16 protein-coding genes are annotated in these 20729 nt (G+C 43.3%); all 16 read right to left on the bottom strand.

The features are described 5' to 3' along the window. Positions 1-130: 130 nt before the first annotated feature. Positions 131-325: a hypothetical protein gene (locus HH214_RS10210; RefSeq protein ID WP_169607378.1), complete on the bottom strand. Its 195-nt coding sequence runs from the start codon at positions 323-325 to the stop codon at positions 131-133. A 222-nt stretch (positions 326-547) separates the two neighbouring features. Further along, positions 548-1894: an ATP-binding protein gene (locus HH214_RS10205; protein WP_211166352.1), complete on the bottom strand. Its 1347-nt coding sequence runs from the start codon at positions 1892-1894 to the stop codon at positions 548-550. A 20-nt stretch (positions 1895-1914) separates the two neighbouring features. Further along, positions 1915-6012, bottom strand: a complete 4098-nt coding sequence (locus tag HH214_RS10200; protein ID WP_169607376.1) for a contractile injection system tape measure protein — start codon at positions 6010-6012, stop codon at positions 1915-1917. Between the two features lie 4 nt (positions 6013-6016). Next, complete coding sequence (locus HH214_RS10195) at positions 6017-8713, bottom strand: hypothetical protein (RefSeq protein WP_169607374.1); 2697 nt, start codon at positions 8711-8713, stop codon at positions 6017-6019. A 9-nt stretch (positions 8714-8722) separates the two neighbouring features. Then, positions 8723-9514 (bottom strand): hypothetical protein, encoded by a 792-nt coding sequence (locus HH214_RS10190; protein ID WP_169607372.1) that lies wholly within the window; start codon positions 9512-9514, stop codon positions 8723-8725. Positions 9515-9526: 12 nt separating this feature from the next. Then, positions 9527-13324 (bottom strand): baseplate J/gp47 family protein, encoded by a 3798-nt coding sequence (locus tag HH214_RS10185; protein ID WP_169607370.1) that lies wholly within the window; start codon positions 13322-13324, stop codon positions 9527-9529. Positions 13325-13358: 34 nt separating this feature from the next. Continuing rightward, positions 13359-13772 (bottom strand): GPW/gp25 family protein, encoded by a 414-nt coding sequence (locus HH214_RS10180; protein WP_169607368.1) that lies wholly within the window; start codon positions 13770-13772, stop codon positions 13359-13361. A gap of 3 nt (positions 13773-13775) precedes the next feature. Continuing rightward, complete coding sequence (locus tag HH214_RS10175; protein WP_169607367.1) at positions 13776-14075, bottom strand: PAAR domain-containing protein; 300 nt, start codon at positions 14073-14075, stop codon at positions 13776-13778. A gap of 11 nt (positions 14076-14086) precedes the next feature. Beyond that, positions 14087-15880 carry a type VI secretion system tip protein VgrG gene (gene vgrG / locus HH214_RS10170; protein WP_169607365.1) on the bottom strand — a complete coding sequence of 598 codons (1794 nt, stop codon included), beginning with the start codon at positions 15878-15880 and terminating at the stop codon, positions 14087-14089. 1 nt (position 15881) lies between these two features. After that, complete coding sequence (locus HH214_RS10165; RefSeq protein ID WP_169607363.1) at positions 15882-16544, bottom strand: CIS tube protein; 663 nt, start codon at positions 16542-16544, stop codon at positions 15882-15884. Further along, on the bottom strand, positions 16544-16705 hold the full coding sequence (locus tag HH214_RS10160) for a DUF5908 family protein (protein WP_169607361.1): 162 nt from the start codon (positions 16703-16705) through the stop codon (positions 16544-16546). The genes HH214_RS10165 and HH214_RS10160 overlap by 1 nt, the downstream gene beginning before the upstream one ends. Next, entirely contained in the window at positions 16706-17155 is a 450-nt protein-coding gene (locus HH214_RS10155) for a phage tail protein (RefSeq protein ID WP_169607359.1), read from the bottom strand. Next, complete coding sequence (locus HH214_RS10150; RefSeq protein ID WP_169607357.1) at positions 17152-17610, bottom strand: phage tail protein; 459 nt, start codon at positions 17608-17610, stop codon at positions 17152-17154. The genes HH214_RS10155 and HH214_RS10150 overlap by 4 nt, the downstream gene beginning before the upstream one ends. 44 nt (positions 17611-17654) lie before the next feature. Then, the gene (locus tag HH214_RS10145; RefSeq protein ID WP_169607355.1) at positions 17655-19157 is read right to left on the bottom strand and encodes a phage tail sheath family protein; all 1503 of its coding nucleotides are present in this window, start codon (positions 19155-19157) and stop codon (positions 17655-17657) included. Positions 19158-19173: 16 nt separating this feature from the next. Beyond that, positions 19174-19992 carry a hypothetical protein gene (locus HH214_RS10140; RefSeq protein WP_211166351.1) on the bottom strand — a complete coding sequence of 273 codons (819 nt, stop codon included), beginning with the start codon at positions 19990-19992 and terminating at the stop codon, positions 19174-19176. 6 nt (positions 19993-19998) lie between these two features. Further along, entirely contained in the window at positions 19999-20574 is a 576-nt protein-coding gene (locus HH214_RS10135) for a DUF4255 domain-containing protein (protein ID WP_169607353.1), read from the bottom strand. Between the last annotated feature and the right edge of the window lie 155 nt (positions 20575-20729).

Below are 20729 nucleotides of genomic sequence, written 5' to 3'. Positions count from 1 at the left end.
AACCATTGACCACCGCATTCCGGAAAAGAGGTCAGGTTATTCCGGTACGCTTTGACCATGCTAACTTGCTGATGCAAATAATTAAAAGTGTTATTTGTCAACACAACTCATTGCTCAAATGCGCTCGGAATTATATGGTCAAGCGGGCCGGAATGCCTACTTCATCTTCCAAATTGGTTTGCAAATGCAATGGGTTTTGCTTCATCTGCAAGTCCTCTTCCTCTTCACCCATAGCTTTTAGTTGCAGTGGATTAGTAGTATTTTTACCTTCGGTAGTGGCCGTATTTTTCGGGGTTTCTTTTTGCAATGAGGCGGTGGTTTGCATAAGGTAAACAGGTATTCAAGTGAGCCCGTAATCAAATATAAACAGTAAAGTTCTGGGTTCAAATGCAAGTCTTACAAATACTTGTAAAATATTTACGTAAAGGGAAGCTCTTAACCTATGCAAATTTTATCACAGCTTGTTTGCAATTTCAGCTTTTGATCCGCACAACTTTTGATGATTTACAATGACTGATGATCCATTAACCTTAATGCTGACTTTCGGCTAAAACAAAGCTTTGCCCTCTTTATGCATTTCCTTGCGTATGGCCTGTTTTATATCGGGCAAAATAATTTCGGTGTTGCCGCGTCCTAAAGCCCGCAGGCTGCAAAAGCGCAGTACATTCATAATGGAAGCGCCGGTAATGGGGTACTCAGCCGCCAGTTTAGGCAGGCTAACATCGACAGCTAACTGGCAGGGTGGCGTAAAGGCATTTTTCCACAACTGCAGCCGTTGATGCTCATCCGGTTTTTGAAAATCTATCATGACTTGGAAGCGGCGGGCGAAGGCTTCGTCCACATTGTTTTTAAAGTTGGTAGCCAGTACAATCAAACCATTATAATCTTCAATGCGCTGCAACAGGTAGCTCACTTCCTGGTTAGCATGGCGGTCGTGGGCATCACCCACGTTAGTGCGCTTGCCAAACAGGGCATCAGCTTCATCAAAAAACAGAATCCAGTTCTTGTTCTCCGCCATGTCAAATACGTTCGCCAGGTTTTTCTCTGTTTCGCCGATAAACTTGGATACCACCATGGATAAGTCGATACGGTACACGTCCATACCCGCCCATTTACCTAGCAGTGCAGCCGTTAGCGTTTTGCCCGTACCTGGCGGACCGGAAAACAATACCCGGAAGCCAGGCTTTACCTTGCCGGCAAAGCCCCAATCGTGCAGTAAGGCAGGGCCATGCTGTAGCCAGGTCTTGAGCTCTTCCAACTCGGCCATAACATGGTGTGATACCACCAGGTCCTGCCACTCCATACCAGTGGTGAGCCGCTTGGCCGGGAAGTTGGCGGTAAAATTGGGTTTAAAAGCTTTCCCGGTGGTCAGTAAGGCCAGGTATTCTGCTGAAGGAGTAAGTAATCCGGCTAAGCGCGGCTCTCCGGCGTTAACCGGCTGCAATTGAAGGAAGTTATGTTTGTGAAAAAAGTGTTCTTCATCAAACAACTGTAACAACTGGTAACGCTGTTGCAGGTCATTGCCGGCCAGCAGGAACACCGCCGTTTCGCCTGTAGGCAAGTAACCGCCATGTGCGCCTTTCTGCCCACCTAACTGGGTAAACGGATGGTCAGTAGCCGAATTTTTCATCAGCAGTATATCCAGCAATTCAGGCTGCAGGTGGGGCACCAGCGCCAGGATAAGCACAAAGCGCTCTGCATGCCCCATGTTAAACTGCCGTATAATTGCAGCATAGGGTGATGCATCCTGACTTACATCCGGCGGCAAAATGCTGGCAACCTGCGGCTGAGCCTTATCGTTGTTAAACGAGATAGCGCCACGGGCTGCAATCACAGTCGAAAACCATTGCAGTTCTTGAGTTGCTGTATTAGCATTAGCCATCAGTGCATCCACTTTGATCGGGTTTAGTTAAGTTAAACTTGTCTCCATTCTATCGTTAACATCGTCTTCATCCATGCGGCTTTTACCATATTGAGGCCCCAGGGCAGCGTTTGTAACAGTATATCGTACCCGCGTGGCTCTACCGAAAGCTGCCAAATTCCATCCTGAAAAATTAGGGTACCATTGCGTTGTAAAAAAGATGCCCTGAAATTTTCGACAGAAGCATTTTTCATTTTATCCCAATGTGTAAAAAGTACTTTGAACAATTCGGTTGTTGTGTTGATCTCCGTAGCCGTCAGTTCAATTCGGGCAGGTATGGTTTCTTCGGGCGGCAAGCCAGCCATTACTTTATTAAGCAGTAAATCTTCCTCTGGCTTATCTGTAGTACCATCTACCAGGTATTGCAGCAGGTGTACTGCGCGTTGTTGCTGCGTGTGGTCGATAAATGCCCCATTAGTTGTCATTCCTAAACGGCTAAAGAAAACGCTTAAAAAGGGATGAAGAATAACCAATCCCGCATTCGTGATAGCAAAGCTTTGGTTATCCGGTAAGCTGAAAGCAGGCAATTCCTCTTTTGATGAACTGCTCGCTGTGGTTTGATTTAATTCATTAGTCATATCTTCTCTATTTATTATCGGGGGTAACTCTTGCAGTTTATTCAATTCTGCTACTACGTCAGCTTTGCTTTGTATTTGTACCAGTTCTTTTTGCAGCTGATTTTGGAGTAGTGGTAATACCTGTTTACAATTTGCTGTTACTACCATATTATTTAGTTCATTGTGGATGGCCGACTTCATCTGTTCGGCAGACAGCATGTATAGGTAATCGTCAAAATATTTGAACAAGTACTGTATATACTCTTCATAACTTATGTGATTACCCTTGCTTAATAAGTACTTTAAATTGAACCCGCGCAAGCTGCTGGAAAGCAAGTTTTGATCAGACTGATTGGTCAAGGCTGATAAAATACGCTGGATATCTTTTAAAAAGTCGACCATGCCAGTACTTAGCTGGTGAACCGCTACTAATAAGCGGTACACTTGCTCGTCAGAATAATGTACCCTTATAAAGTTTAGCATACTGGGCTGATGTAGAATTTCTGGCCATAATGCTTTTATTGCAGGATGACCTTCGGGCAACAACTGAAGCCATTGAAGAAAATCTTCGCGCATATCGCTGTTGTAAGCAGGAGCAACGTGCTTTAAGTACATTAATAAATCATGGCCTAAATAGGTTTCCAGAAACGCCTTCACTTGTTCATTATCACGGCCTTTAGCCAAAGCGAAAATATTGTGCAAGCGCATTTTCGCTTGTATGTTGGCAGATTTTTCAAATGATGACTGTATTTGTATCCTGTATGTTGACAGCAGCGCAGTAACAATGTATTGCAAGAATGCATCTGTCTGCTGCTGATTTAGGCTCAGCCCTGGCGGCAGCTTACCGTAATTCAAGAAATAAATTAAAGCACGCAGCAACTGTTCCTGGTAGGTTTGGTTAGCGCTTGCTTTGCTGATGTTATGTTCAGCCGTAGCCCCATTAAGCCAGTTAATGGCTGTATCAGGCAGCTTAGCAGATAGCTTTTTAACCCAATCGTTATTACCACCTAAACCATTCGTGGTTTGGTTTAAGTAACCAGCCGTAGCCGGTGCGCGCGCATTATCCGGCGATTGCGTATTTGCATTAATGTTTCCGGCAGCACTGATGATTAGACGATGAACATATTCTTGAGCTGTTAAATGATACGCTTGCCTCAACAAATTGTATATCTGCATCCGGTAATCAGGCCATAATAAAGTTATGATATATCTTATAGCTTCATCGGTACTTATCCCGTTAATTATTAAGGATAATGGCAGTTCGTCATAAGTCAGGTATACACTAATGGCATGCAGGAGTTCTTGTTCAAACCACGACTGCCTTGCCGTGGAGGCTAAAACCGTTTGATAGGTGCCTAAAACAGCCGTAATCCACTCCCGTATTCTCACAGGCAAATCGACACCTGTAAAATGGTAGTTCTCCGCTTCTTTAGCTAATGTGGTAACGGATGGTTTCCAATATTCATACACAATGTTCTTGGAAATAGAATTACTTATAGCAGCATGGATGAAGCTTTTTTTAATCGTAAACCAGTTAGTTACCTGTGTTAAAATGTAGTCTAAGAATGTTGTTGTAGCAAAGCTTTGGTACCCGGCACCATTATAGGCAGCCAATAATCCATGCAGCAGAATTTTTTTAAGCGTACTATGCTGTGCATCATTCCGGATTAGCGTTGTGCTTAAAATTGAGAAAAGGTCGTTAGAATGGGTGACTGCAGAGTTACCATCCGGCAAATAATTGATGGCTTTTAACAAATTCTCATAGGCAATTTCCTCAATAAGCAAGTGGATTGCTGTAGCCGAACTACCTGCAAATTTTAACAGATGAATCAGATACTGCCGGTTGCCTTTATGAAGCAGATCGGCAAAGATTGCCTGCACCTGCTTATGCTGATGACGGTACCACCAGGGCAGCTTTTGATAATTAAGCCAGTAGATTAGCACATCCCTTAATTGCTGTGCAGATGCCGTTTCCTGGTTAGTGTTTCGGATAGGTTCATTGCTTTCTATGCTTGATTTCGGCTGGGATAGGCGTGAGTCGGTTAAAGAAAGCTGAGTCAGTACGGAAAAAAAGGTATCCATAAATGGTGTATATACCGTACCCTTTGCCATTTCTTTAAGACTTGAAATCAGGTCCTGAAATTTGATATTATAATGTCTAGCTATTCCATGCAAGTTGCTTTCAAGAAAACTTTTCCGGTTGAACTCCGAACCACGCCTGTCAAATACATAATTGAGAATTAGAGTCCAGACCAAATCGGCGTACTGCTGCTGCGGTACGCTGACTAATTGCTGCTTATGATGTGCCTGAACAACCATGTCTTGATAATGAATCAAAAATTCGGCATGTGAAGGTTCTTTAAGCGTAATTAGGCTGATAATACCAGGAGTATTTAATAAGGAAATCGCATTTTCAGCCGTCATGCTATCATATTCCCAACGATCAAGCATGGCACTCACTGAACGGGGAGCTTGATTAATTGCTTCCATCAGGTGTTTGTTCAATGCAGGTTTGTCATAAGCTTTCCAGGTACCTGGCAGCGAGCCATTTTTTAAATAATAATGTATAGCCTGAAGATGATCGTATAGCTCCGTTGTCCGACCGGTCAGGCTTTTCGCAGCTGCCAATAAAGATAACTCATTTTTCTCATTACAATCTTCCTCCCATAAGTTATCAACCAGGCTAAGAAGTTCAAGTTGCCCTACAACTATGTATTTTACTTTACTAGCGTTGTACAGAACATTCAATAATTCCTGATAAGAGACATTGTAATAAGCAGCTAACTGGGCAATGTTAGCCTTGACAAACATTTTCCGGTTAAAGTAACCTGAAACAGAAGGAAGCAATGTATTAAGGATAAATCGCCATACTATCTTTTCAAAGTGCCCGCCGTGGTCATGTATAATACTTTGTTTTTGCTGCGTAAGTGTGATCTGATGATGGTAACGAAAAATAAACTCAGCATCACCCGGTTCCAATAGCTTAATTAATTCTTTAATGTGCTCAACGGGCAGTTGCATAGCCATTCGCTTCTGAACCGTATCGTATCTGCCTATCTGTAACAACAGTGCTTTAAGGTCAGCGGCTTTGGCTTGATAGAGGTAAATTAATATATCTTCAACAGGTTGTATTTTTAATCCTCTGCTCCACCACGGTAACGTTCCGTACAGCAGAAAGTATTCAATAACGCTGATGTAATTTCCCGTAACCCGGTTGTTGCGGCTGGGCAGAAGGCGTAGCGGTGTATTTTGCTGATCATTCAGAAAAATGGTTAGCTCGCGTTCTAAAGCGGCTATAATATTACTGGTTAAGTCTTTTTCAATATCATTATAATCTACACGACCGGCATCAATCACTAACTGGTCTATCTGCAGTATGATGTCTTCGGCAATGAGCCGGTCAAACAATGAGGTTATAGCATGGGTTAGCTGTTGATTGAATACTTTGCTCAACTTATCCTGTAACTGGTGCGCTTGACTTTGCTGGCTAAAATTTACATCAAACATTTGCCGGCCGATGGAGTAATAAGACATACAATTATATTTCTGCCTGCACCAGGCTGATCAAATGTTCGGCCAGGTCATACCGTTTATCATTATTTTGCTGGTAGGATGCTTTCCACTCAAAGAAATGGTTCTCAAATTTTCGCATCTGCTGTAAAGACAGCCAGCATATGTTCACTTTAATATTGGCAGGTACATTCAGCAAAATCAACTCTTTCACAAACGATTTAAAATTGTCATCCTGAAATCGGGCCGGCCATAATGGAAGTAAAACAGTTAGCTGAAAATCAAAAAAGCTTTCGGCAATGATTTCCATGTTTTTCAGTTTAACCAGCAGTTCTACGCGCAGCCCGGTTAAGTGATTGTAATGCTTCAGCGCGGTGTCAATATCAGTTTCGCGCCCCCAAAAATCGTTACAATCAGGATGAGTATGAACGACTTTATCCAGAGCCAGCAATCTGAATGTATATGCCTTGGAAGTCAGCGAAGGTCGTAACAGAACATGATCGACCACGTATAGCCCCTCAGAATCCATACTGATATTCCTGAAATGGGCCACCAACTTTCTTAAAGCTGCCATGGCGTTTGCATCATTCTGGTACCTGCTGATAACATCCCATTTGTTATCCTGCGGGTACTTGAATAACAACAATACACCCCGATCTGGCTGGTCAAAATCAGGAATGATACGGTAGTTTTTATAGACAATAGCTTCCGAAAACAGCGTCATTCCTCTTGCGGCAAAGAAAATCTGATTTTCACTTAGTTCAGGACTATGGTTCAATTGATTTTGATGCAGTTGCTGAGCTTCTTTACGCGGCATCACAATCTGTGGAACATCTTCAATCCAGATAGCTTCTTCTGCTGGCGGATGGGTGACTTCCACCATCGTTTGAGAGGGTTCAAAAGCTAACTTTCCATTATTAAAAGCATCTGAGAGTTTTCGTTCATAATAAAAACCTTTAATGCACAGCAAAAGCTTGATCTTCTTTTCAAAATCAAAAACGGTACTATCGTTTACTTCTTTTAAATAGTTGAAGCCCTTGGTTTCGCCGCGTTGAATGTTAGCGATGTTGTTCAGATAAAACCTTTTCCACTTGAGTGTGTCAGAAAAGCGGTCTTCCAGGTGTTCCGCATTATATACCTCTCTGTATAACTTGACAGGGTAATCAATCAATACAGTATTGAACCGGGCCAACAGATGATCGAACTGCTTATGTTTTTTTCTCTGATATTGGGTATTATTATCAGCTATTTTACCCAAGCTTCTTTGATAACCATTCTCCTTGTCGTTGACAAAGTTCTCCCAATCCTGATCGGCTTTATGACCAGTGCCATCATAAAAAGATTTAAGTATATCTCCTAACTCAGGAATATCATATGGGGGCTGGTAATAGCTGGAAGTATCATCGCGGCGGGGCAGGCTGCAACAGAAATAATCTTCAATGTGTGAAAGATTATACAAATAATTTGACAAGAGTTGTTCAAACAATACGAGGTATGCTTTCAGTTGCTTTACCTGCCCTATCCGGGCAGCCGTACGTTCTTTTATTGGCAAGCCCTCACGACCAATTCCATAAATATGCGGAAAGTTGTGCTGTATAGAATAATACTGACTCGTACTTTGGTGCCTACCGATTACGCGTTCGTTATGGGCATTATAGAATGAAGATACAAAGGTCCGGTCTTGTGAGGCATGTAGTTTTACCAATAAATTTTGAAATACAGCCTGTTTAATATGAACTTGGTATTTATTGGTGAACAATTTCAGCAAAGCGCCGCTGCCTTCATCTAAAAACGGGAAACAATCCTTTTCAAGTTTAAGAGGCTTACTGGTATACTGGGTGCCATCGGCAGATAAGGCAACTTCCTTTACCTGAACAACGCCCTCAATTCTTGAAAGCAGTTGAGTAAGTTCTATAGGGTCAATCTCGTTTTTTCTCGGCCTGAGTTCACGATCCGGAATCAAGCCGTGGTGCAACCTGGGCCCGCTATGAATTTCTTCGTACGAATAGCCCAGATCTAACAACTCGGCTTCTGTATAATATTTTACTTTAGCACTAAGCAGATTTTCTATACCGGAGTAAATATGTGCTAGTAATAATTCGGGCTGATACTGCTCCGTTATGACAATGTCAGCCTTAACTTTAATGCTTACGGGCTTCAGTATTTTTACTTCTTGTGAAAGATCTTCACATAAGTTTCGTTCGGATACAAAAACAGCGCGTACAAGCTGTTTAACCCGTTGCTCCTCGCTGACATCACCCTTCCATTTTTTTACCGTATCGCGACTTACCTGTACAGTGGCCTGATAAACGCCTTTTACACTGTCGCCAGCATAGCGAGAGTACAGCGGAGTTAACCAGACGTTGTCAATTTCACTAATACGGTCAATCAAAATCTTTCTGAAATCATTTGCAGTAACAGGCCTGGAGAACAGGATTTCGTCAGGCGTATAAAATGAATTTTTTTTATAGTCAATTTGTCCTTTTGCGTCAGCCAGTAAATCCTGGATCGGAAAATTAGTACGGTAAGCTAAATCTGTAATAGCAAAGCAAAGTTGCTCAATAATCGTAACGCCGGGATCATGCAGGTTGTAATCTGTCCAGTTGCTGCCGGCCATCTGCTGTAGCAAGTCAATAGCCTGCTGGCGCAATGCAGCAAAATCATGCACATCGCCTGCCTTTACGTCACTTTTACGCGCAATAGTTACTGGTTTGATCGCGGGCATAAATTTCTGCTATGCTTCTCTATTGGGGTCATAAATATCATTCTTATCCAAGAACAGCTCATCGTTCCATAACTGGGTGACGTTATAGTTCACGTAAGCATCCCGGCCATAATTGATGTTGGTGCGTATCTCTAACCTGAAGTTATGCGTTGTGCCCCGCCAACGCAGGTTTAACTTGTTCCAGAACCAGCCAAAGTAGCTTCTGAGCTTCTGAATTTTACTGCCTGATGGCCCGTAAGCACTTATGGCTATGGCATGCATCATACTGAAACGGCCGGTACCTTTTTTTCCGGCGCGTGCTATAACTTCAAATGCATGGCAATTATCCAAGCCCTCGATAATAGCATGCCATTTACCATCAGCCCGGACAGCGCCTTTTTTGTAAGTACCTATGCGCCCCTGCATAGCTGCAAAACCATCAATATCTATTTTTGAATTACTCTCCGGTTTTTTGCCCACACCCAAACTTCCGTCTACATTAAAAAAGAAGCTGTTGTGGCTGTTTTCAGCCTTGCTGAATGGCCGTAACTTCAAACACGAAGGCTCATCCTCATCCTTTGTAATTTGATAGTAAGGATGGATATCATTGACATCAGCATAGAAAGAAAGCAGGCTTTTTTGGGCCTTGTAATTGTATACGTTCAATCCATTTTCCTGATCTTTTGAAAACCCGTCGTCGGTTTTATGTACCATGGAGTTGATCAGTTCATGATAATGCACCTCTGATGGTATCTGGCCGTTCCTGAAGTATTTTTTTAACTGCTCTCTATTCTGAATTTGATCGGTAAAATTTTCACTCATGATGACATCGATTTAAAGATTTGTGATCGTCCAGTTAAACACCTCATTCTTCGGTTGTGAAGCTGCAATCGGCGTAGGGCTTTTCAATTCTTCACTTTCATCCAATACCAGAAACTCTGTTCCAATAGATAAATCGCCGATGCCCACGTGCCTGGGTGTTTGGTAACTGGTATCTTCCACAATGGTGATCAAATGCTGGTCTGCCGGTATCAGTATAGCCTCAGGTACTGAAGCCTCTACATAGGCAGCACCGGTTAGAGCCAGATCATGTAACCCATGATGTTCTTCGCCGGTAAGCGGGTTACTGGTCTTAAAAAAATGAACCATTGAAAACTGGCTGGCTTGTAATATGTAAGAAAGGTCCCTAATATAACCCAGTACATGGGCAGTAAAAATTTTTGTTACTACTTTGGTTTGGGTTTCATTACCGTTCAGCCAGGGGCAAATGAACGCTTTGATATCGTCTATGAGCTGGCTTAGTAGCGCCTGCTCGCTGAAGTTTTTGTACGGGGCAAAGGTTACAGTGAATACGAACTTTACCTGTTCGTACACGGGGTTCGTAACTTTAATATTAAAAAAGGAGGGCATAGCCTCTTTAAGCAATTTATGCACCCTGAACAAAACCGCTATGCTTGCCCTGGGCTGATCGGTATTCAGTTGCTGCCCTTCGTGTATGGCTGGTATAACCATTACTTTGAGCGTTACCCCAGGTAAAGCATCCTGCAAAATTAAGGTATCGTTGCGGGTTATACACTTTACTACCGCAATACCGGGAAAATGCTGAAGAATAAAGGCTTCAATCTGATTAACTGTTACCGGCCTGCTCTTGTGGTTCAGCAACTCACTTATCCGTACATAAAAGTCGTCTACAGATTCAGCCGCAACGCCGTTGGATGAGCTGAAAGGCTGCCAAACCTTCTTGATGCCTAAAACCCTGCTCTTGAAATCCGTTATCGTTTTTGCAGGCAGTACCGTGTCCCGGTTTTTTTGCTCAGGTGTTAGTTGACGAGTAGCTGTCACTGCATTGGTATAAACAGCAATAATTTTAGCATGTACGTCTCTGTTATCCGTAGTTGAAGCTCTGATCCAAAACAGCCCCGGTTCCAATATGGTATTTTCGAGGCAAAGCTCATTAGGCAGTCTCAGGCGGATAATGCCGGTACTGATTAAATGGCTGGTAGAATCCTCCAAGGTACGGGCAGCACTGAACGGAATCCATCGGTTCTGATCTAAATAGCTCCAGTGAATTACTGTGTCATCACTGATGCTGTCAACCGTAATGTTTTCTTCCAGATAAAATACTAAAGACAACTCCTGCCCGGCGGTTACGCTACTCAGGCCTATATATAAGTTCCGGTTGTCCTCTACAGGCGTAAACAGGTTATGTTCGCCTCCTTTGTTGGCAGGATAAGTATTTTCAAACCCAAACGGATGAATATGCACCATTTGCATACTGCTTGCATCTGAATGATAATTTAAAGCATCACTCAACGACTCGGTGATTTCTAAAACATAGCTAACCTGTATGCTCTTTATCGTCGGAATGTATGGTGGGTTCGGGAGTGCCCGTTTGGCAGTCAGCCTGCGGCTGTTATGCATTACTGTTTCGGAAACCAGTTGCGGGTAAACTCTGCCGCCAAAGCCTTCGGCAGGCGAGGATAGTTCCAGTTTTAAAGTACCGTCTTTGGTCAAGGCCGCATTTTCTTGACTATTCTCGGCATCCATAAGCGGATTATTAGCATATTCCAGTGGCTGAAAAAGTATATTGTTCAGCATGGTAACTTTCTGCAATATTTCCTGTCCTTCTGTGTCATGGTTAATTTGGTAAAGATTGAGTTCTTGCCGTTCGCTGTCATCCGGACTGCTTTTCCCTCCGTTAACGGAGCTGAACTTTACTTTAAACGACTCATTTTTGATGTTTAACGGGTAAGCATCATAATAAGCAGCGAAACCGCCCGACAAATCCGGCAGACCTATCCAATCCAAATTGACAGCTACTGCAGTGGTATATTTATTGAAAACATTGGTATTTTTAATCATCAGCGCCGAACCCGGCAGCGGGCTGGGGCCAAATGGCTGAAAAGCCGCTACAGCACTTAGCGCGCCTAAGTTATTAAATAGCTTAAGGGAGCTAAATCCGTTCACCTGCACCTTAATGGACACTCTCTGAACAGAAGCATGGCGCAGGAATGAATAAGGATTTACCCCCGAATCGTTGTTGATAGCAATGCGAACAGCAGGTTTGTCAATGCCTTTAATGTAACCATGCACTTCGGGTGAATACAGCGTAATGGCAGGCTCCTGATTCCCCATCTCTGTGGTCAGTTCCAGAAAGGTATCAGCGGCTGCTTTTTTGTAGATGACAGCGAACTTTTTAAAGCTTACCCAACCCGTTTCGGCAGTGTAGCTTAATAAGAAAGCATTGTTGAACAGGTTATAAACAATCTGATTAAGATTAGTATAAGGATTCAGTTGCTGAAAATGCTGAATATAATCATCAATTACCCGGGCAGAAGTGTTACTCAGGTAAATACATAAAGTAATCTTCCTTTCACCTTCAGGCAGATATAAAACCGGAGAGGCAATCAGGGTTGAAAGCTGAGCTTGCGTCATGGATCTTTCTGTTATGCCCATCCGGTTTTGATCTTCGCCCATAGCGTACCAGGAAGTAAAGCTGTAATCGTTTTTGCCAATGTCATCCGGATTAACCAGTCCGCGCTCAGCCTGGTATATGGTTGTTTCGTCCGTTTCGGCTAAAGGAGATAATCTTTGCCGGGCTACGTACAGCGATCGCAGGCGCTCTACTTTAGCAGGAGTTACGGTGAGCGAACGATCAAGCGTGAACAGAATGGGCTTATTTTCAAAGCTACCAGCTAAAAGTTCCTGACCGGCATTCAGCTTAACGGAGTGACGTAAACGATCCAGCTCAAAAAAGATATGAACACTATCAGGTTCGGCCGCCCGCTCTTTGAAACCTAAAATATCTCTGTAATATAAATCCAGATGTTTTTTAGGCAGGGCATTTACCTCTTCTTGTAAATGTTTATGAAGCTTGATAAAGGTTAGTATGATGGCCAGATGCGGTTGTTGCCTGTCTGCAAACAGGTCATAGCTTTTCAGGTAAAAATTCAGCTCACCCAAAAAGGTATTATACCGTATCCGCATTTCATTGAACAGCTTTTTCAGATAAGTGAGTGCTGCAACTATTTTTTCACGTACTGAAAGGTTGTCTTTATCAAATAGAACATATTCAAAGCTTGGCGGGTCAGGCAACTGATCAATCATCGGAATATCGGCCAGTCGTCCTTCAAATTCTGTTTTGAACTGTTTATGAGCCGATTGGTAACGGCTGAATATATCTTCAAAACCGGCTATCTGAATAACAAACCGTCTGACAATATGATCGGTAACCGGAATAGTGGCAAACTGGCGGCTTAACTGCTTAAGACTGTTAACTGCTTCGGCCAGAAAATCAAACAGGCTTTGTATGTGTACAAAAAGTTCATCATCACTTACCGATAGTTGCAACTGCGTTTCAATGTGTTCAAAACGGGTCAGGTTTTCGGAAAAATCCAGATGAGAGGTCAATGTAATCAGCAGGTTAGGGTTGGCTAGAAAGAAGCTGCGCCAATCGCCTTCTATTTCATTCTCAAAATTGTAATAGTTCAACTCAGCAGCTAAGTCGAACATGTACTTCAAAAGCTCAACACTGCTCTTGTCTTCAATCCGGAAACTTTCAGGAAACAGTGCAGCAATCCGTCTCTCTCCCTGATTAAGGCCATCTTTCGCATTCAACAACAGTCCGCTCATGTGCACTCTTCCTTATTTAACAGCCGCCTGCCTGCTACAGGTTGGTTCCTTCGATCAGGTAAAATGGATATACTATATTGTGCCGGGTATTGGTTATAATTACATCAAAGATAATTTGCAGCGCAAGCATACCTTCAGTAGAATCAGCATGAAGTACGTTCAGACTAACAAACTTTACCCGGGGCTCAAAGTTGAGCAAGGCCTGATAAATCATATGCTGTAAGCGTGTAATTAAATTAGAATCTATTTCCTCAAAAACTAAACGGTGCAGTTCGCATCCAAACTTAGGCTGCATCAATCGCTCTCCGGGTATAGTGCTTAAAATTAATCGTATGCTTTCTTCAATATCTTGAATATCAGATACCATCCGCACAGTATTGCTAACCTTGTCAAAGGTTGGCGGGAAACCCCAGCCTTTACCTAAAAAAGTCTGATCTTTTGCTTCCATGCTTTATCCTCCAATTATTACCGTAGGGCAACCTAAAATAATGGTGCCGCCATGCGCGGTGGTGTCGCCCATGCGGGCCGCAGGCTTACCGCCAATCATGACGCTTGTTGAACCCATAATGATCGAATCGGGCGGTCCAACGCATATGCACGAATCACCGAGCACGGCAGCCGGAAGTTTACCAATAAGTACCGTAGGCACTCCCGGACCAATAACCGGGCCGCCAACATGGGGTATAGGCGGAATACCGGGTGTCACCATCGGGCAGGTATGCATATCGGTTAATCTGGCAGCCATTCCCATAAATATCTTGTTTAATTAATCATAACTATTGCGCCTTTAACGGTAGTTTGCCCGGATGCAGAAAGCTCGGCAGTGGCGCTGCCTTTACCGGTGAAACCCATTTGGGCTGTATTGCTAATATTCATTCCACTAACCGCTACATCCTGCTGTGCGGCTAATGAAATTTTACCTGTTGCATTCAAATTGATGTTGCCGCTTGCCGACAAGGTGATATCTTTTGCCGAATCAATTGTAATATTTGACGAAGTCATCTTTATGGAATTGCCATTCTGATCCATTATGGAAATTGCTTTATCCTGATCAGACAGTACAATCTTGTTAGCTCCAGGCGTTTGAATGGTGATTATTTTGTTTTCATCATCAAACTTAAGTGTAAGCTGTGCTTTCGTCATCAGCATCTTGATATAGTTATTATCATCAGTTGCAGGACTGGGATTAGCATTTGTGCTGCTGTATAAGGAGCCTAAAATTACCGGGTAACGCGGATCATCTTCCAAATAGCCGATAATAACCTCATCGCCAACCTCGGGCATAAAAACCGAGCCGGCAGACACTGTAGCATATGGGTTGGCTACACGGGCCCATAACGTTACCGGATTGGTTGATGGTGAAGCTATAGTCACTTCGGCACGAAACTGAGAATCCGGATCAGAAGATAATTGCTTGATGATACCTATTTGCAAACCATTGATAGCCGGCAGTAAGCCAAACGCCGGAGGGTATGAAACTGGCGCCCGCTCGTGCAAAGGTGTATCATCCAGTCCAAACTTAGCGGTGGTACGCCAGAGGCCGTCTCTGAGCGTATGTGTAACGGCTGATATGAAAGCATCACCGTTAAAGCGGGCCCCTACGCCAATCAAAGTCAGTAAGGTGTTGGTTTTAGCAAGCGCACTGCCAATAAACGTAACTTCACCTCGTACGGCAGCCAGGCGCATTCGTAACAGGCTGGCATCTGCCCACAGCTTCAGCTCATCAGTGGCCATCAAGGTTCCGGAGTTCAGGTTGAGCGTTTGCTGGCTGAGGTTAGAGGCGAGCGTTGTACCTGATAGGTTACCTTGATGGTTAACCGTTGGCTCTGTAGATGTGCAATTACCGGCAGCCAGCGACGTAATATCCCAGGCATTGGTTTGCACCGAAGTAGCCTGCCGTTCGGCACTAACTTCGGCTTTAAAGGCTAATATATCCGATCCTAAGGTTACTTTCAATGGTGCACTTCCTGACACGGCGGGCGGCCCAATAGTAAGCGAAGTGTCATCCAGCGCGATAACATATCCCAGAAATTCAGCGCGTGAGACCACAAAATCCCAGTCCGTGGCCATTTTTTGATACATGACCTCCTGTGTATAGGAGGTGGAAGTTACCGTAGATGACATAGCGCTGTAATTGCCCAGTACAGCAGTCATAACAGCGCTATCCGTTTGGTTAAAGAACACAGTTTCGGTCCGGTTAAACGTCATGGCTACGGCCTGATGCTTGCAGGTGACGATTAACTGACTGGCGGTATTATCCGTTTCAAGTGATTGCTTGACAATGATGCCCGTAAAAATGGTTGATTCACTATCGTCGCCATAGGTAGCTGTTACAGATATAGTATTACCCGGTATCAGATCGTTGCTCTCGCTTATCGGGAAATCACTGTTTGTAATATCACCATCATTTAAAACCAACTCGGCCCAAGAAATTTTGTTCAGTTCGTGTTTGATGACGATACTGACTACTGAGTAACTATCATTTAAGGCAGAACCATTAGTAAGTATAGAGTACCGCAGTGTAGGATCTGTAATTGTTGCCGGAGAAACTGCCATGTTATTTTTTTATGGGCGGAAAGTAAATCTGATCGCCCGGTTTGATTGCCGAAACACTGGTTAAGTTATTGGCTCTGGCTACCTGCAGATAATAGGAGCTGTCTCCGTATATCTGATAAGTCATTAAGGGCAAAGTATCGCCGGCTTTTACTGTACGCACATGGGTTAAGTCCGGAGAGCTTTTCTGAGCTTCCTGTGCTTTTGTTTTAAAATCAACTGTCCCGGCAAATATCACATTTAGCGTAGCCCGCAAGGCGGTACCATCTTGGTTAAATAAAGAGTAAGCCACGTTAACCGAAGTACAAACGCAAACAACTGACAAACTCCCCCAGGTTAACTTCAGATAATTTGGACGATGACTGGAACCCTGATAATTATATACAACGGATAAAAAATTGGTAATGTAAGCATCTACACTAGTAGCCCCCGGAAGCGGAACAATGCCGGTACCATCAACAATCAGCTTCAGATTGAGATCACTTTGACCAATCCGTCTGAAAATCATGGTTGCAGCGCTCGAAGCGATCTCATCAGACATCTCATAGCTTACTGTGTAGCTGCGCGTATAACTTTCAGGATTAAACATTGCCGTAATACTGCCAACCGACTGGCCGGTACAGTTGGCCTCGCCATAAGCATCTATTTCTAATTTAACCAGTGCCATTACCTGTCTCTTTGTGCTTTGATATTAGCCATAATAGCAGCCGTACACTCTTTTACAATAGCTGCCTTTAATTTATTCAGGTCTTTGTCAGTCGTGGCTGGCTTTTCGTAGCCGCTCTCGACATTAATTTTAATAACAAGTTCTCTTATCTCCAGAGGCATCTATAATAATCTTTGTAGGGTTGTAAAAGCAAGTTCCAAGGTTTCAATCACGATGTTGCTGTCCTGCGCCTTAAAGTCAGATACTTTCAGGGATAGCGGATATGCATTGGCCACATTCCATGCCGCTAAAGGCAGGTCTGCATTACTGCTGAGCAGTTGTATGATAACTGTCTGGGGCATAAACGTAAAGTTTTCAACAGCTAACCTCGCCCAGTCTATCAGAGCCGATCCAGTTACCATACCGCGCTTAAGTATCAGGTTTGAATATTTAGGTGGCGTAGGTAAGCGATAAATAAATTGGTTTTCGCCGCCCTCTTTAATATCTTCCGTACCCAGGACCACGTTCAACCCGCTAACTTCCTGAAAAGTAGTGTCACTGATGAAAATTCCAACAGTGACACTAAAATAGAACCCAACAGGCGGATAACTACTGCCGGCAACCGTTATCATTCAGCCTTTAGTGTTAATCCTTCGTGGGCAACTTCCAGGGTTTCTATGGCCACTTCATTGCCATCGCTTTTCATATCCGTTCCGGAATATTTGGTAGGGAATGCATTTTTTAGCGTCCAAGTCATTATCTCCTTGCCGGTTTCATCAAGCAAGCTAACCGTAATAGGTATACGTTTGAAAGTATTCATCTTGATGGTAGCGAATTGTGTCCATAGAGCCACATCGCCTTTGAAAATCCCCTTTTTGAACGTGATGTTGCCAAACTTTTGCAAGCCGGGCATTTTCACTGTAGTAAAGTCTTTACTATTACCGCCACGGTATTCAATCACCTGAGATTCTGCATTCAAGCCGGTAACTTCCTGAAAAACAAGCTCCGTAGTATCCCATTTTACCGAAAATGCGAATTTAACTAAAGGCCATATCGCCGTGCCTTGTGCTGATCCGTCATCTGCCATTATTATAAGTGTTTAAATTGTATTTAAGTGATTTATTTAAATAATTAAGATTGCTGCATTTGTTGCTGGAAAGTGATGATGATAAACTCAGCAGGCCTCACGATAGCCACCTTAACCGAGATCAGCATTTTACCGTCCAGAATATCGTTGGGCGTCATGGTGGAACCCAAGCCAATCTGTACGTCAAAGGCCTGCTCAGGAGCGGCGCCTGCCAAGGCCCCCTGCTTCCATAAGTTGGTCAGGAAATTGGTCAGCATACTTCTGACCGTAATCCAGGTACCGGAGTCATTGGGTTCGAATACATAGGCCCGGGCAGCCAGTTTGATAGATTGCTCAAGCATAATCAGTGTGCGCCGAACGTTAATGTAGCGCCAGTCCTGACTGTTGCCATCCAGCGTGCGCCCGCCCCAAACCAGGGTACCTACCCCCGGAAACGGACGGATAACATTGATGGATTTACCGGCCATAACATCCACGTTGAGCTTTTCTTGCGCGTCATGCGATACCGTGTACGTTGGGGCATTAACCATACTCAACGACACGTTAGCAGGCGCCTTCCATACCCCACGGGTATTGTCAACCATAGTATAAATGCCTGCCATAGCTCCGCTTGGCGGTAGCTCATTTATCTTGTTCCTGATTTCTTCTAAAATATGTACATAAGTCAAGCTCGTTGCTTTTAACGAGAGGTGATAATTACGGTTGTCATTATCACTGGGCGCTTCTTTGGCTTTATACCGAGTAACCACATCTTTGGCAGCAGGCTCCGGCAGCAAGGTTTCCAAGTCAATACCAGCATCGAGATTGGTATAGCTCACTTCATCAGCCTGTGCAACCGTGGCTCTGAGCCACGGGTAATAAGCCGCGCCATAATTTAAAGCATTGATGCCAATTTTATCCCGGAAACTGGATACTACAGCGTCGGTCTGATCGGCTGGCGTTTGTTTGACCAGGTCAAATATGCCGAAGCGGCTTTGTGTTTTCTGGCAATGAGCCAGTACTAAGGTGTAGATAGAGGTATAACATTCTTCACCCAGGGCAATGGCGTCCGGAATGACGATCAGGGTAGGTTCCGGCTCGTTCAGTAAGGCATCCAGCGGGCCCGGCGCTTCGGCAGACCCGGTGAAGTCAGCAGCGTTGATCTCGAATCCGTCCGGTTTGTCACCATAGGTGCCTACCGACACGATATAGCACGGACCGCCCCCGTTGGCGTAAAACAAACGCATAGAATTAAAGAGATAAAAAATATTATTGTCTTTAAACCGGATTACTCTTTCAGCCCCGTCAATAACGAACGAGTCTTCTTTGACGTTTTTATCCGGGTCGGCAATTACAAACCTGGGGTTGAAACGACCGCCGAAAAGCTCAACATATTCTGTAAAGGAGTTGACCCGAATAGGTTGGCCAACCAGCGACTTGCCGTTCCTGACGGCAACATCTGTGTAGCCGATGAAAGCCGGGATGGCCGTTTCTACCGCAACGGCTGAATTGGGAAATGCGTTTTTTTCTTCAATGTAAACGCCGGGGGTCATGTAATTGGACGCCATGGTTTAGTTAGTTTGTTTAAATGAATATTTCTGAATGAGTAAACTGTTTGTTCGGATTGGGCGATGCACAGGATATCTGATTGATGTTGGGTACCGGAAGCCGGCGAATGACCAAGCTATAACCTGTTGAACCGGCTACGTAGTTTTCGACCAGTTTGTTAAAACCGGATGGATTTTGAGACAATTTGATCGGCTGTACTGATTTGAAAACAACAGCTCGTTGTTTGTCAGGTAACCGGATTTCTTCCGGCCCGTCAAAAGGTTCATTATTGTCTCCAATCACCGCCAGAGATTCCAACTCTAACAGGTGCTTGCTGATAAGAATATATTTCCAATAAGTATCTTTTGCCCGAAACTTAATGAACAAGTCTGCCGGCATCTCTGGATATAATTGCACATCTACACAGGCAACAGCATCAGTTAAAGGCGCATGAGCAAGCGCAGTTGATTCTTGAATATCTTTCTCTCCAACAAAATCATCTTGATGCAGATTGTTATAACCCACCTTGCCAGAATTTTCAGCTGATGTATTATTCAGATATAGGATTTCCTTTGAGCTGTCTTTGTCTATACCGTGTGTATAATTTGAAAAATATACATCTGTAATCTTCAGAAGGAAACGCAACTTTAAATGCGTATGGAGTAATTTATCCAGCTTTTCTTGTTCAGCAAGAAATCTTACCTTATTACTTCTTTGCTTAACTATTACGCCCCACTTACTTAAAAATCCTTGAGTTACAGGATCGGGCATAAACTCAAAGCCAATAAGCCTTTGATCAGCAAAATAGTTATGCTGTAGTCTCAGCGTCAAGAAATTGTGATAATAGGTTGTCATTTCACTTTAAGGTTTGGCGGATGTTTGCTGCCCTAAACCAGTTATCGCAGGTCTGATTTCCTGAATTATGGATTCATTAAAGGTTAGCATACGCAGTTTATATATAACAGATGGCATATATTTGGCCCCCAGCATGCTCCAGATATTGTTGTGTTGTTCGGGACTAAAGTTGACCATCTCAATCATCATCTTATCAATTCTAGAATCCAGGCCTGGTGTATTAGCATGAGTAAAAACCCCATTGGATTGAAAGTAAGCAATGATGAATGATATAAACCGCAGTGCTTCCGGGTAATTATTGGCAGCGAAGTAGGCAGAAAACATTAAGGTAAGATTTACATTGGTTGACTGATTCTTTTTTACACTTTGCCCGGCACTCAATGTGGATCCTGCATTTAGACCATTTATCTCTTTCTCAATATTAACTAAAGTGATGACTATTTTATTTTCACTCTGTATAGCTGTGCTTCCATCCTGGCTGGTTAACCCTGAGATAATTATGCGATCATCATTAACTTTAAGTTTAACCCTGAAAAGTTCATTAATTTCCTCTGCAATACATTTTAATGCCTCATAAATCATATTCGGGAAGATGCAATAATTTGGAAAAAATTGATTGAGCCTAAATTATGCAATTTTAGTATAAAGAGAAATATATTTAAATTATTTTTAGGCTGTTGCAGGTAATCAAAACCCTGTTATATTTAGAGAAATTTTGGTTAGTTAAAGATGATGTA

It is taken from the genome of Mucilaginibacter robiniae (assembly GCF_012849215.1).
GTDB lineage: Bacteria > Bacteroidota > Bacteroidia > Sphingobacteriales > Sphingobacteriaceae > Mucilaginibacter > Mucilaginibacter robiniae.
Note: the sequence above shows the minus strand (reverse complement) of the source record. Positions and strands in the feature narration are given on the sequence as shown.

Coding starts and splice junctions, on each gene's coding strand:
- HH214_RS10150 (WP_169607357.1), bottom strand. CDS start 17,610: ATGGCAGATGACGGATCAGCACAAGGCACGGCGATATGGCCTTTAGTT.
- HH214_RS10165 (WP_169607363.1), bottom strand. CDS start 16,544: ATGGCACTGGTTAAATTAGAAATAGATGCTTATGGCGAGGCCAACTGT.
- HH214_RS10145 (WP_169607355.1), bottom strand. CDS start 19,157: ATGGCGTCCAATTACATGACCCCCGGCGTTTACATTGAAGAAAAAAAC.
- HH214_RS10210 (WP_169607378.1), bottom strand. CDS start 325: ATGCAAACCACCGCCTCATTGCAAAAAGAAACCCCGAAAAATACGGCC.
- vgrG (WP_169607365.1), bottom strand. CDS start 15,880: ATGGCAGTTTCTCCGGCAACAATTACAGATCCTACACTGCGGTACTCT.
- HH214_RS10140 (WP_211166351.1), bottom strand. CDS start 19,992: ATGACAACCTATTATCACAATTTCTTGACGCTGAGACTACAGCATAAC.
- HH214_RS10195 (WP_169607374.1), bottom strand. CDS start 8,713: ATGCCCGCGATCAAACCAGTAACTATTGCGCGTAAAAGTGACGTAAAG.
- HH214_RS10185 (WP_169607370.1), bottom strand. CDS start 13,324: ATGAGCGGACTGTTGTTGAATGCGAAAGATGGCCTTAATCAGGGAGAG.
- HH214_RS10200 (WP_169607376.1), bottom strand. CDS start 6,012: ATGTCTTATTACTCCATCGGCCGGCAAATGTTTGATGTAAATTTTAGC.
- HH214_RS10135 (WP_169607353.1), bottom strand. CDS start 20,574: ATGATTTATGAGGCATTAAAATGTATTGCAGAGGAAATTAATGAACTT.
- HH214_RS10155 (WP_169607359.1), bottom strand. CDS start 17,155: ATGATAACGGTTGCCGGCAGTAGTTATCCGCCTGTTGGGTTCTATTTT.
- HH214_RS10160 (WP_169607361.1), bottom strand. CDS start 16,705: ATGCCTCTGGAGATAAGAGAACTTGTTATTAAAATTAATGTCGAGAGC.
- HH214_RS10175 (WP_169607367.1), bottom strand. CDS start 14,075: ATGGGAATGGCTGCCAGATTAACCGATATGCATACCTGCCCGATGGTG.
- HH214_RS10180 (WP_169607368.1), bottom strand. CDS start 13,772: ATGGAAGCAAAAGATCAGACTTTTTTAGGTAAAGGCTGGGGTTTCCCG.
- HH214_RS10190 (WP_169607372.1), bottom strand. CDS start 9,514: ATGAGTGAAAATTTTACCGATCAAATTCAGAATAGAGAGCAGTTAAAA.